The 12,652-nt window shown below is 69.7% G+C and carries 14 protein-coding genes and 1 pseudogene; 7 read left to right on the plus strand and 8 right to left on the minus strand.

What is annotated here, in order from left to right:
* Positions 1-183: 183 nt before the first annotated feature.
* Positions 184-861: a response regulator transcription factor gene (locus Q0994_RS32745; RefSeq protein WP_299542135.1), complete on the plus strand. Its 678-nt coding sequence runs from the start codon at positions 184-186 to the stop codon at positions 859-861.
* Positions 862-917: 56 nt separating this feature from the next.
* Positions 918-2,183: an ATP-binding protein gene (locus Q0994_RS32750; RefSeq protein ID WP_299542137.1), complete on the plus strand. Its 1,266-nt coding sequence runs from the start codon at positions 918-920 to the stop codon at positions 2,181-2,183.
* 88 nt (positions 2,184-2,271) lie between these two features.
* Here the strand turns inward: Q0994_RS32750 and Q0994_RS32755 are convergent, their stop codons facing one another.
* Positions 2,272-2,793, minus strand: coding sequence for a GtrA family protein (locus Q0994_RS32755; RefSeq protein ID WP_299542139.1), 522 nt, complete (start codon positions 2,791-2,793; stop codon positions 2,272-2,274).
* Positions 2,794-2,930: 137 nt separating this feature from the next.
* Here Q0994_RS32755 and Q0994_RS32760 point away from each other — a divergent pair, with 137 nt between their 5' ends.
* From Q0994_RS32760 to Q0994_RS32775, 4 genes are all read left to right on the plus strand, one after another.
* The gene (locus Q0994_RS32760) at positions 2,931-4,070 is read left to right on the plus strand and encodes a 5-(carboxyamino)imidazole ribonucleotide synthase (RefSeq protein ID WP_363325596.1); all 1,140 of its coding nucleotides are present in this window, start codon (positions 2,931-2,933) and stop codon (positions 4,068-4,070) included.
* The gene (gene purE / locus Q0994_RS32765) at positions 4,067-4,603 is read left to right on the plus strand and encodes a 5-(carboxyamino)imidazole ribonucleotide mutase (protein ID WP_299542141.1); all 537 of its coding nucleotides are present in this window, start codon (positions 4,067-4,069) and stop codon (positions 4,601-4,603) included. Before Q0994_RS32760 ends, purE begins: the two co-directional genes overlap by 4 nt.
* A gap of 8 nt (positions 4,604-4,611) precedes the next feature.
* On the plus strand, positions 4,612-5,823 hold the full coding sequence (locus Q0994_RS32770) for a dipeptidase (protein ID WP_299542143.1): 1,212 nt from the start codon (positions 4,612-4,614) through the stop codon (positions 5,821-5,823).
* A gap of 156 nt (positions 5,824-5,979) precedes the next feature.
* Positions 5,980-6,432, plus strand: coding sequence for an NUDIX domain-containing protein (locus Q0994_RS32775; protein WP_299542145.1), 453 nt, complete (start codon positions 5,980-5,982; stop codon positions 6,430-6,432).
* Between the two features lie 64 nt (positions 6,433-6,496).
* Here Q0994_RS32775 and Q0994_RS32780 read toward each other — a convergent pair whose 3' ends face one another.
* Both Q0994_RS32780 and Q0994_RS32785 read right to left on the minus strand, forming a co-directional pair.
* Complete coding sequence (locus Q0994_RS32780; RefSeq protein WP_299542147.1) at positions 6,497-6,868, minus strand: VOC family protein; 372 nt, start codon at positions 6,866-6,868, stop codon at positions 6,497-6,499.
* A gap of 135 nt (positions 6,869-7,003) precedes the next feature.
* The gene (locus tag Q0994_RS32785) at positions 7,004-8,347 is read right to left on the minus strand and encodes a UDP-glucose/GDP-mannose dehydrogenase family protein (RefSeq protein ID WP_299542149.1); all 1,344 of its coding nucleotides are present in this window, start codon (positions 8,345-8,347) and stop codon (positions 7,004-7,006) included.
* A 352-nt stretch (positions 8,348-8,699) separates the two neighbouring features.
* On the opposite strand from Q0994_RS32785, the gene Q0994_RS32790 reads away from it, so the two are divergent.
* Entirely contained in the window at positions 8,700-9,857 is a 1,158-nt protein-coding gene (locus tag Q0994_RS32790; RefSeq protein WP_299542171.1) for an acyl-CoA dehydrogenase family protein, read from the plus strand.
* Between the two features lie 128 nt (positions 9,858-9,985).
* On the opposite strand, the gene Q0994_RS32795 is transcribed toward Q0994_RS32790, so the two are convergent.
* The 5 genes and pseudogenes from Q0994_RS32795 to Q0994_RS32815 form a co-directional block, all read right to left on the minus strand.
* Positions 9,986-10,417, minus strand: coding sequence for a hypothetical protein (locus tag Q0994_RS32795; protein WP_299542151.1), 432 nt, complete (start codon positions 10,415-10,417; stop codon positions 9,986-9,988).
* A gap of 72 nt (positions 10,418-10,489) precedes the next feature.
* Entirely contained in the window at positions 10,490-10,930 is a 441-nt protein-coding gene (locus Q0994_RS32800; protein WP_299542153.1) for a hypothetical protein, read from the minus strand.
* Between the two features lie 201 nt (positions 10,931-11,131).
* Positions 11,132-11,962: a helix-turn-helix transcriptional regulator gene (locus Q0994_RS32805; RefSeq protein ID WP_299542155.1), complete on the minus strand. Its 831-nt coding sequence runs from the start codon at positions 11,960-11,962 to the stop codon at positions 11,132-11,134.
* On the minus strand, positions 11,959-12,480 hold the full coding sequence (locus tag Q0994_RS32810; RefSeq protein ID WP_299542157.1) for a DUF6879 family protein: 522 nt from the start codon (positions 12,478-12,480) through the stop codon (positions 11,959-11,961). Before Q0994_RS32810 ends, Q0994_RS32805 begins: the two co-directional genes overlap by 4 nt.
* Positions 12,461-12,652, minus strand: a pseudogene (locus Q0994_RS32815) (hypothetical protein); the annotation flags it as partial. The gene Q0994_RS32810 and the pseudogene Q0994_RS32815, both read right to left, overlap by 20 nt.

A 12,652-nucleotide genomic window follows, 5' to 3' on the forward strand; every position in this document is an offset into this window, starting at 1 on the left:
AACAAGCGTCGCATCACCATACGACATGACTACGAGGGATATGGAAGGGTTTGAGACGCGGATCACAGGTATCCGTGGAACCAGCCTCCCCCATTCCAAGGTCGTAGCAGGACGGCGGGTACGGACCCACGGCCGCTTGCCCGCGCTCCACCCGCGGTGAGCCACGCGGACTACCATCACCCCATGACCCGTGTACTGCTCGCCGAGGACGACGCGTCCATCTCGGAGCCCCTGGCCCGCGCCCTGCGCAGAGAAGGGTACGAGGTCGAGGTCCGCCAGGACGGCCCGTCCGCGCTGGACGCCGGACTCCAGGGCGGTATCGACCTCGTCGTCCTCGACCTGGGCCTGCCCGGAATGGACGGCCTCGAAGTCGCCCGCCGGCTCCGCGCCGACGGCCTCACCGTGCCCGTGCTGGTGCTGACCGCCCGCGCCGACGAGGTCGACACCGTGGTCGGCCTCGACGCCGGCGCCGACGACTACGTCACCAAGCCCTTCCGCCTCGCCGAGCTCCTCGCGCGGGTCCGCGCCCTGCTGCGGCGCGGCGCCGGGGAGCCCGCCCCGCAGCCCGCCACCCATGGTGTGCGGATCGACGTCGAGTCCCACCGCGCGTGGATGGGCGAGGAGGAACTCCAGCTCACCGCGAAGGAGTTCGACCTGCTCCGGGTCCTCGTCCGGGACGCGGGCCGGGTCGTCACCCGCGACCAGCTGATGCGCGAGGTCTGGGACACCACCTGGTGGTCCTCCACCAAGACCCTCGACATGCACATCTCCTGGCTCCGCAAGAAGCTGGGCGACGACGCCGCCAACCCCCGCTACATCGCCACCGTGCGCGGTGTCGGCTTCCGCTTCGAGAAGAGCTGACCAGCGCGCCCCGGGCGCCCCGCACCCCGGCACGGGCCGACGGACGAGAGACGGACATGCGCCGCCGACTGATCAATTCCACCCTCGCCGTGGTGCTCGTGGTGATCGCCGTGTTCGGCGTCTCCCTGGTCATCGTGGAGACCCGCACCATCAGCAGCAGCGCCCAGGAGAGCGTCGAGTCCGAGGCGCTGCGGCTGGTCAGCGTCGTCGAGAGCCGGCTGCTGGGTGAGGAGCGGATCACCGAGGCGGTCCTCGCCGAACAGGTCGGCGACGCCCGCTACGCCCGGGTCGAGCTGCCCGGCCGGGAGGCGATCGAGGTCGGGGACCGGCCCGGCGGCAGCGTCATCAGGGCCAGCGCCGAGGGCGACGACGGCGAACGCGTCACCGTCGAGGAGTCCCGCTCCACCGTGACCCGCGAGGTCGGCCGGACCCTGCTGATCATCGGAGCGGTCGCGCTGCTGGCGATCGTCTCGGCCGTGCTGCTGGCCGTCCGCCAGGCCAACAAGCTGACCTCCCCGCTCACCGACCTCGCCGAGACCGCCGAACGCCTCGGCTCCGGCGACCCGCGCCCCCGCCACAAGCGCTACGGGGTGGCGGAGCTGGACCGGGTCGCCGACGTGCTGGACGCCTCCGCCGAGCGGATCGCCCGGATGCTCACCGCGGAACGCCGGCTCGCCGCGGACGCCTCCCACCAGCTCCGTACCCCGCTGACCGCGCTCTCCATGCGGATCGAGGAGATCTCCGTCACCGACGACCCGGACACGGTGAAGGAGGAGGCGAACATCGCGCTGACCCAGGTCGAGCGGCTCACGGACGTCGTCGAGCGGCTGCTGACGAACTCCCGCGACCCCCGGACCGGCTCGGCCGTCGTCTTCGACCTGGACGAGGTCATCAAGCAGCAGGTGGAGGAGTGGCGCCCCGCCTACCGCAGCGCCGGGCGGGCCCTGGTGCGGTCCGGGAAGCACGGGCTGCCGGCGGTCGGCACGCCGGGCGCGGTGGCGCAGGTGCTGGCCGCGCTCATCGAGAACTCCCTGATGCACGGCGGCGGCACCGTCGCCCTGCGCACCCGCGTCACCGGCAACCAGGTGGTGATCGAGGTGACGGACGAGGGTCCCGGAGTCCCGGCCGACCTGGGGGCGCGGATCTTCGAGCGGTCCATCAGCGGGCGGAACTCCACCGGCATCGGCCTGGCGGTCGCCAGGGACCTGGCCGAGGCGGACGGCGGCAGGCTCGAACTGCTCCAGCAGCAGCCGCCGGTCTTCGCCCTCTTCCTCGGCGCAGTCGTCCGCAGCCGCTCCGAACCGGAACGGCCGGTGCGCTAGGGACGCCCCTCAGGGGCTCCCGTCCCCGGACGCGACGCCGGACCCGGGGCCGCCCCCGTCGGCCGGAGGCTCCCGTCCGGGGTCAGGCTCAGTGGCGGACGGTGCCGGGCGCGGGCTCCGCGGGGCGTCGCGGCTCCAGAAACCGGTCCGCGACGGGCGGGACCTCCTCGGCGGGAACCGGCAGGGCCTTGAAGACCCACGTCCGGTACGACCAGAAGCGGAACAGTGTCGCGACGCCGATGCCGACGACCTTGAAGACGTTGCTCTGCACCGGGCTGTTCCACCCGAAGCCGTACGTCGCCACGTACAGCACACCGGTCTCGATCACCGCGCCCGCCGCGCTGAACAGCAGGAACAGCGTCAGTTCACGGGTCCGGCCGCTCTTGTCGCGGTCCCGGTAGGTCCAGTAGCGGAACCCGACGTAGTTGAAGAGGATCGCGACACAGGTCGCCATCAGGCCCGCCCGGACGGTCGGGATGTCCGTGGTGCGCCAGATCAGGTTGGAGACGCCGATGTTGACCAGCAGCCCTATCGCGCCGACCGCGCCGAACTTGGCCACCTCTCTGGACAACCGGTCCAGCCGGGTCCGCAACGCACCGCGTTCGCCCATGGTGATCGCTCAGCCCCGTCCGGTCGGTTTCGTCAACCCGGTCATGCTAACCAGCCCTGCCGTGTGATGCCCGCGTGCCCGGATGACGCCCGGAGGACGCGTCCGGAGACGACCGGGACGGCGGATACCCTGGTCGGGTGACGTTCCCGGTAGTCGGCATGGTCGGCGGCGGTCAGCTCGCCCGCATGACCCACGAGGCGGGTATCCCCCTCGGCCTGAAATTCAAGCTGCTCAGTGACACTCCCCAGGACTCCGCGGCCCAGGTGGTGAACGAGGTCGTCGTCGGCGACTATCGCGACCTGGACACGCTCCGCGCCTTCGCGCGGGGCTGTGACGTGATCACCTTCGATCACGAGCACGTGCCGACCGAGCACCTGCGCGCCCTGGAGGCGGACGGCATCCCCGTCCGCCCCGGCCCCGACGCCCTGGTGCACGCCCAGGACAAGGGGGTGATGCGCGCCCGGCTCACGGAGATGGGCGTGCCCTGCCCCCGCCACCGCCTGGTGGCCGACCCGGCCGACGTGGCGGCCTTCGCCGCCGAGGGCGACGGCTTCCCCGTCATCCTCAAGACGGTCCGCGGCGGCTACGACGGCAAGGGCGTCTGGGTGGTGCGCTCCGAGGAGGACGCCGCCGAGCCGTTCCAGGCCGGCGTGCCCGTCCTCGCCGAGGAGAAGGTCGACTTCGTACGGGAGCTGGCGGCCAACATCGTCCGCTCGCCGCACGGCCAGGCCGTCGCCTACCCCGTCGTGGAGTCCATCCAGGTCGGCGGCGTCTGCGACACCGTCATCGCCCCGGCCCCCGGGCTGAGCGAGGAGATGGCCGGCGAGGCGCAGCGGACGGCGCTGGCCATCGGCGCCGAGCTGGGCGTGGTCGGCCACCTCGCGGTGGAGCTGTTCGAGACCCGCGACGGCCGCATCCTCGTCAACGAGCTGGCGATGCGCCCGCACAACTCCGGCCACTGGACGCAGGACGGCTCGATCACCTCGCAGTTCGCCAACCACGTCCGGGCCGTCCTGGACCTCCCGCTCGGCGACCCGCGCCCGCGCGCCCCGTGGACGGTCATGTGCAACGTCCTCGGCGGCGACTTCCCGGACATGTATCAGGCGTACCTGCACTGCATGGCCCGCGACCCGCAGCTCAAGATCCACATGTACGGCAAGGACGTGAAGCCCGGACGCAAGGTCGGACACGTCAACACCTACGGCGACGATCTGGCGGACGTGCGCGAGCGCGCCCGGCACGCGGCCGACTACCTGCGAGGAACGATCACCGAATGACTGCTCCCGGCACCGCCCCCGTCGTCGGCATCGTGATGGGGTCCGACTCCGACTGGCCCGTCATGGAGGCCGCGGCGAAGGCCCTCGACGAGTTCGCCATCCCCTACGAGGTCGACGTCGTCTCCGCCCACCGCATGCCCCGCGAGATGATCGCGTACGGCGAGCAGGCGGCCGGCCGGGGCCTGCGGGTGATCGTCGCGGGCGCGGGCGGTGCCGCCCACCTGCCCGGCATGCTCGCCTCCGTCACCCCGCTGCCCGTCATCGGCGTCCCCGTACCGCTGAAGTACCTCGACGGCATGGACAGCCTGCTCTCCATCGTGCAGATGCCCGCCGGGGTGCCCGTCGCCACCGTCTCCGTCGGCGGCGCCCGCAACGCCGGGCTGCTCGCCGCCCGCATCCTCGCCGCCCACGACGAGGAGCTGCGCACCCGGACGACCGACTTCCTCCAGGAACTCAACGACCAGGCCACCGAGAAGGGCCGCCGGCTGCGGGCCAAGGTCGAGGGCTCCGACTCCTTCGGCTTCGGGAAGTAGGCGCGGCGATGGCGACCCCCGTGAACCCGGCGGCCCTCCAGCGGGCCCGTGCCCTGCTGGCCGTGCACCCCGTCGTCGACGGCCACAACGACCTTCCGTGGGCGCTGCGCGAACAGGTCGGCTACGACCTCGACGCCCGCGACATCTCCCAGGACCAGCGCGCCCACCTGCACACCGACATCCCCCGGCTGCGGGCCGGCGGTGTCGGCGGCCAGTTCTGGTCGGTCTACGTCCGCTCGGACATGACCGGCGACGAAGCGGTCAGCGCCACCCTGGAACAGATCGACATCGTCAACGAAATGCTGGCGCGCTACCCCGCCCACCTGCGGCGCGCGCTGACGGCGGACGACATGGAGCAGGCCCGCACCGAGGGCCGGATCGCCTCCCTGATGGGCGCCGAGGGCGGGCACTCCATCAACAACTCGCTGGCCACCCTGCGGGCGCTCCACGACCTCGGCGTCCGCTACATGACGCTGACCCACAACGACTCGCTGGAGTGGGCGGACTCCGCCACCGACGATCCGCGTGCCGGCGGGCTCTCGGAGTTCGGCCGCGAGGTCGTGCGCGAGATGAACCGCTGCGGCATGCTGGTCGACCTCTCGCACGTCGCCGCGACGACGATGCGGGACGCCATCGCCACCAGCGAGGCGCCGGTGATCTTCTCGCACTCCTCGGCACGCGCCGTCTGCGACCACCCGCGCAACGTCCCGGACGACGTGCTGGCGTCGCTGCGCACCAACGGCGGCGTCGCCATGGCCACGTTCGTACCGAAGTTCGTCCTGCCGGCCGCAGTCGAGTGGACCCTCGCCGCCGACCGGAACCTGCGCGCCCACGGCATGCACCACCTCGACACCACCCCGAACGCCATGCGCGTCCACGAGGACTTCGAGGCGGCCCACCCGCGCCCGGTGGCGACGGTGGCGACGATCGCGGACCACCTGGACCACATGCGGGCCGTGGCCGGCGTCGACCACATCGGCATCGGCGGCGACTACGACGGCACCGCGTTCCTCCCGCGCGGCCTGGAGGACGTCTCCGGCTATCCGTACCTGATCGCGGAGCTGCTGGAGCGGGGCTGGTCGGAGTCCGACCTCGCCAAGCTGACCTGGCAGAACGCCGTACGGGTGCTGCGCGACGCGGAGTCGGTCGCCCGGGACCTCCAGTTCCGGCGGACCCCTTCGCACGCCACCATCGAGCAGCTCGACGGCCGCAGGCGCTGACGGCGACGGCCGGCACGCGGGCGTCCGCACGGAAGCCCTCGGCCTCCGGACGTTCAGAAGGAGCGGGGTACGGGCACCAGCCCCGTACCCCGCTCTCGCGCTGCCGCGGGGCCGTGCACCGCACGGCGCACACACCGCACGGCGAAAGGGATGCAGATGAAGAGACTCGTCGTCCGGGTCTGGCGGCTCGTCCGCCCGTTGCAGTGGCGGGTGCTGTGGCTCGCGCACGCCAAGTTCATGGTCGGCGTCACCGGGGTCGTACGGAACGACGCGGGCCAGGTCCTGCTGCTCAAGCACCGGATGTGGACGCCCGCCCGCCCCTGGGGGCTGCCCACCGGTTTCGCGGTGAAGGGCGAGGAGTTCCCGCAGACCGTCGTCCGCGAGGTGAAGGAGGAGACCGGGCTCGACGTCGAGCCCGGCCGCCTGGTGCGCCTGATCAGCGGTTACCGGCTCCGGGTGGAGGTGGCGTACGAGGCCCGGTTCGTCGGCGGGACCCTGGAGATCGACCCGTTCGAGATCCTGGAGGCCCGCTGGTTCGACCCGGACGAGCTGCCGGCCGGCCTCCAGGACTCCCACCGCGAACTGATCGCCGGCACCGGCGTGGTCTGAGCACCGTCCGCCGTGACGCGCTTCTCAGCCCGTCTCCGCGGAGCCGATCAGCTCAGGCACACGATCACTTCAGGCACAGGCAGAACGGGTGCCCGACCGGGTCCGCGTACACCCGGAACGACCGCTCGCGGTCCTCCGCGTCGAGCACCGTCGCGCCGAGCGCCAGCACCTGCCGCTCCGCCGTGTCGAGGTCCGGCACCACCACGTCCAGGTGGAACTGCTGGGCGCCGTCCGGGCCGGGCCACTTCGGCGGTACGTATCCGGGCGCGGCCTGGAACGACAGGGTCACCGGGGCGCCGCCCTTCAGATCCACCCACTCGTCCTGGCCGTCGCCGTCCCGCTCGGAGGTGCCGCCCAGCAGTTCGGCGTAGAACCCGGCGAGCGCGACGGGGTCGGGGCAGTCCAGGACGACGGTACCCAGCGTGGCGATGGCCATGGCGTTCCTCCTGCGCTTCGGCCGCGCGGTCCGGCCGACCGGCGGCGGTTCCCTCATGATCCCGCGAAGAGGGGAGCCGGGCCGGGTTTTCACGGTCGGGACCGCAGGCGGCGCGGGCCTCAGGCGGCCGGGACCTCAGGCCTTCGGGCGGCCCATCGCCCGGTAGGTCCAGCCGGCCGCGCGCCACAGCTCGCTGTCCAGGGCGTTGCGGCCGTCCAGGATGATCCGGTGGGTGACGACCTCGCCGAGCGCCGCCGGGTCCAGTTCGCGGAACTCGCGCCACTCCGTCAGGTGCAGCACCACGTCCGCGCCGCGCACCGCGTCCAGCGCGGTGTCGGCGTAGCCGAGGGTCGGGAAGAGCCGGCGTGCGTTGTCCATGCCCTTCGGGTCGAAGACGGTGACCTGGCCGCCCTGGAGGTGGATCTGCCCGGCGACGTTCAGCGCGGGGGAGTCGCGTACGTCGTCCGAGTCCGGCTTGAAGGCGGCGCCGAGCACCGCCACCCGCTTGCCCAGGAACGAGTCGCCGCCGACCGCCTCCCGTGCCAGCTCCACCATGTGGCCGCGGCGCCGCATGTTGATCGAGTCGACCTCGCGCAGGAAGGTCAGCGCCTGGTCGGCGCCCAGCTCACCGGCGCGGGCCATGAAGGCGCGGATGTCCTTGGGCAGGCAGCCGCCGCCGAAACCGATGCCGGCCCGCAGGAACTTCGAGCCGATCCGCTCGTCGTGGCCGATCGCCTCGGCCAGCTTCACCACGTCTCCGTCGGCCGCCTCGCAGACCTCGGCCATCGCGTTGATGAAGGAGATCTTGGTGGCCAGGAACGAGTTGGCGGAGGTCTTCACCAGCTCGGCGGTCGGGAAGTCGGTCACCACGAACGGCGAGCCCTCGCCCACCGGTCCCGCGTAGACCTCGCGCAGCAGCTTCTCGGCACGCTCGCTCTCCACGCCGACGACGATCCGGTCCGGGTGCAGGGTGTCCTTCACCGCGAAGCCCTCGCGCAGGAACTCCGGGTTCCACGCCAGCTCGGCGTCGGCGCCCGCCGGAGCCAGCTCCGCCAGCCGGGCCGCCAGGCGGGCGGCCGAGCCCACCGGCACGGTCGACTTGCCGACCACCAGCGCGGGCCGGGCCAGGTGTGGGGCGAGCGACTCGAAGGCGCTGTCCACGTAGCTCATGTCGCAGGCGTACTCGCCGTGCTTCTGAGGGGTGTTCACGCACACGAAGTGGACGTCGCCGAAGGCCCCGACCTCCTCCCAGGAGTTCGTGAACCGCAGCCGCCCGGTGGAACCCCCGATGCCCGCCACGTGCTTCTGGAGGATCTCCTCCAGGCCGGGCTCGTACATCGGCACCCGGCCGGACGAGAGCATCTCGATCTTCTCCGGCACCACGTCCAGCCCGAGCACCTCGAACCCCAGCTCCGCCATGGCCGCGGCGTGGGTGGCGCCGAGGTAGCCGGTGCCGATCACAGTGATCTTGAGGGCCATGAGTGCTCCAGGGGCGTGACGACGGACGTGCGGACCGAGCATAGTCGGCGGCCCCCGGCCGGAATCTCCGCCCGGCCCGCCCGTTCCCACCCTTGGTCCGGCTCCCTGTCCGGCTCCCTGTCCGGCTCCGTGCACGGCTCACTGTCCGGCCCGGTGTACGGCCCGGTGTACGGCCCCTTGACCGGCTGCGGGTCCGTCGCTCGGGACGGTGAAGACGCGGCGCGGGTGCGGCGGCCGACGGGTGCGGGCCCCCTTGTCGGGAAGCTCACTCACGGGTTACGTAGGACGGGACGGGCGGACGGCACTAAAATCGAGTTACTTAACAGTAGTTAGCATCCAGGGAGTGAGCGTCTTGGCGGGTTCGACCGATTTCGACCTTTACCGTCCGGCCGAGGAGCACGACCTGCTCCGCGACTCGATCAGGTCGCTCGTCGAGGCGAAGATCGCCCCGTTCGCGGCGGCGGTGGACGAGGAGGCACGCTTCCCCCAGGAAGCACTGGACGCCCTCGTCGCCAACGACCTGCACGCCGTGCACGTCCCGGAGGAGTACGGCGGGGCCGGCGCCGACGCGCTCGCCACGGTCATCGTGATCGAGGAGGTGGCCCGCGCCTGCGCCTCGTCCTCCCTGATCCCCGCCGTGAACAAGCTCGGCTCGCTCCCGGTGATCCTCTCCGGCTCCGAGGCACTGAAGAAGAAGTACCTGGGCCCGCTCGCCAAGGGCGACGCGATGTTCTCGTACGCGCTCTCCGAGCCGGACGCGGGCTCCGACGCGGCCGGCATGAAGACGAAGGCCGTGCGCGACGGCGACTTCTGGGTCCTCAACGGCGTGAAGCGCTGGATCACCAACGCGGGCGTCTCCGAGTACTACACGGTCATGGCCGTCACCGACCCGGAGAAGCGCTCGAAGGGCATCTCCGCGTTCGTCGTCGAGAAGTCCGACGAGGGAGTCTCCTTCGGCGCCCCGGAGAAGAAGCTCGGTATCAAGGGGTCCCCGACCCGCGAGATCTACTTCGACAACGTCCGCATCCCCGCCGACCGCATGATCGGCGAGGAGGGCACCGGGTTCGCCACCGCGATGAAGACCCTGGACCACACCCGCATCACCATCGCGGCCCAGGCGCTCGGCATCGCCCAGGGCGCGCTGGACTACGCCAAGGGGTACGTCCAGGAGCGCAAGCAGTTCGGCAAGCCGATCGCGGACTTCCAGGGCATCCAGTTCATGCTGGCCGACATGGCCATGAAGCTGGAGGCCGCCCGGCAGCTCACCTACGCCGCCGCCGCCAAGTCCGAGCGCCTCGACGCCGACCTGACGTTCTTCGGCGCCGCGGCCAAGTGCTTCGCCTCCGACGCCGCCATGGAGATCACCACGGACGCCGTCCAACTCCTCGGCGGCTACGGCTACACCCGCGACTACCCGGTCGAGCGCATGATGCGCGACGCCAAGATCACCCAGATCTACGAGGGCACCAACCAGGTCCAGCGCATCGTCATGTCGCGCAACCTGCCGTAGCGGGACCGGTGCGGCCCAGCCGCGCTACCCGGGGGCTACACGGTCGCCGGCAGATCGGTGCAAGCGCCCGGCCGGGGTCTCCGGCCGGGCGCCGTGCGTGGTCGGTGCGGCCGTCCAGGTCCGGCACGTCACGCCCGGTAGAGCGAAGGACGCTCGGCCACCTGGTCGGGGCGGAGACCGTCCACGGTCAAGTTGCCGGTCCACAGGCGATCGCGGTGGGCGTAGGCGGTTTCGAAGGCGACGCGCTTGCCACCGGGTTCCAGCTTCCAGCCCTGGTCGTGGAACTGGGCGATACGGTCGCTGCCGCAGACGAACGCCCGGGTCGCCTGGATCAGGATCCACTGGGCGAGTTCGGTGTCCCTGGCCGCGGGCCTGAGGCACGAACGGGCCATCTGCCACAGCTGCGGCCACTCGACGCCGGGGGTCAGGGGACCGATCACGGCCACGTCCCCGATCCGCCGTTCATCAAGATGGTGCGGGGTGTAACCAACGACCGTGCCGAACAGCGCGAACACCGTGACCCGACCCCGTCCGCTCAGGCCCTCGTCATTGCCGCTCATCTTTGCAACCCTTGACTGTGGCGGTCCGGGCGCCTTAGCCACGCCCGGACCGCTCGGTTCCCTGAGGGCGGATCAGCAGCCGTCGCCGTCACCGCAGCACGCGGGCGGATTGCAGTCCTTCGCCGTACCCCACAGCCTGTCGTCCACGTGGAACCCCGCGGTCCTGACGCGGTCCACCACGGAACCGATCAGCGGACGGGTACGGATGGTGGCCTTGGGCTCGTGTCCGAGGAAGAAGCCGAACTGTTCCTCGCACCACGCGGCGTACGCCTGGGTGTGGAGCACGAATGAGTGCCAGCCGGGATCGACCGTGTCGGACGGGGTCATGTCGAAGGCGCGGGTGTCGCCCATGACCTTGAGGAAGGCAAGGGCCTGGTCCACGATCCGGCGTGCGGTGGACAGTTCGTGGCCGTACTCCTCCGCGCAGAACTCCGAGACTTTCTCGAACAACTCGGGACTGACGAGGTCCCGCCCGTGCCGTACGGCGACGGGGGACTTCAGCAGGGTCGTCATGGTGAGACTCCTTATTTCCTGAGGGAAGGTCAGGCGTGAGGCGGTCCCGACGAATAGGGGACACTGGGCCACTGGCACGGGGCGCCCCGTTTTCCTTCTCACGGGTCGCCTTCTCGCACGTGCCCGCTGCACAGCCGTCGCGCCCCTCCATCGTCGCTGTCAGGAACCGAAGACAATGTTGAACCGATGCGGAACGTATTCCTAGTCGGTTTCCTGTTCCTTCAAGAAGTCATCCCGGATGCAAGCAGCGAGGTTCCACATGGCGTCATCCGAGAGAGCAACCGCGTGAAAAGCGTTGAACTTTTCTTCATATAGTTCAACATCCTGAACTTCACTGGTGATGATTTCAGCGTGAGGAATCTCGATCATGACTAGTCGGCTGTCGAAGAGAGTGAAGGACGCCGTGGGCAGTCCCGGCATAGGCCTGCTCAGCGGCACAATTCCTATCTCGATGTTCGGCATCCGTGACATGGTGACGATTTTATCTATCTGCGCGGCCATCATGGGGGCGGAGACGAGGCGCCACCTGAGCACTGATTCGGTGATAAGGAATCGAAAGGTTCGTGCCCTGTCGTAGAGCGCCTCTTGACGGCGCAATCGTGCGCCGATCATCTTTTCCAGAGCATCTTCCGACAGCTCTGAACTCTGCTGGACCCCTCGGACGTACTCGGGAGTCTGGAGTAGACCGGGGACGCATGAAGGCTGGAACACCCTGAGCAGCGTTGTTCGCGCCTCGACTGCCTGGATCTCCTCCTGGTGCTTGTGCAGGCCGGTACGCCGATAAATGCGCCAAGCCGTTGCTTCCGTGGCTGCCTTGCGGGCCGCCGTCGTCAGCTCTGCCTTTATCTCGGAGGGGACATCCAGCGCTTCCAGGACGCGTTCGACGTCGAGAGCGGAAGGGAGTAATGCGCCGTTCTCGATCTTGCTCAGTTTGCTTGGGGACATAACTGCGCTGCGGGCGACTACTTTCGCCTGCTTCCCGCTGGCTACTCGCAGTTCCCGCAGCGCTTTACCCAGGTCTGTTCTGTTCACGCGTCCCCGTACTGCTCCCACCAATCGGCGAACGGTACAGCGCGACTCAGGGCCAGGTCGCGAAGGGCCACCCACTCGGCGGCGGCGGACTGAGTTTCGGCGTCCAGGAACCTCCCGCCGGTTCCGTAGTTCATTGAGACCACGGATGATTCATCGAACATCCAGAAATCCGGAACGCCCTGCAACGGGTTCGGTTGGTCCGTGGTGTCCAGGATGAAGAATTCCTCACCGGCCCGCGCGTTTTTTCGGTATCCCCACCCGAGCTCAAACCGAAGGTAGTCGGTCAATGGGCGCGAGAGGATGTGGACGCGATACATGCGCTTTCCGGACTGAATGTTTCCTTTTACCTCGTCGGACCATTCCTGATTGTAGTTGTCAGGCTGGTCCTCGCCGGCCAGAAAGGCGCGGATCATCTCAGGATCCGATGATCCGCTGTAGTCGTCCAGTGTCTCCAGGCGGAAGGCCTCCCGGCGAAAATTGTAGAACAGCTTTTCGAATTCAACGGGCGAGATACTCACGCACGTACCTTTCGATAATCTCGGCGGGAATGCGGACCACGGACTCACCCGGAGGGATCTCGACGCCGATGACGGCCCCCGCGTCCGCCACGTCGTATTGATCCGAAACGCTTTGGGTGCAGGCTCGTTGATGGTGTGTGAGTGATCTGGTGGGGGATGCGCGGACTTGGTC

It is taken from the genome of uncultured Streptomyces sp. (assembly GCF_947488945.1).
GTDB lineage: Bacteria > Actinomycetota > Actinomycetes > Streptomycetales > Streptomycetaceae > Streptomyces.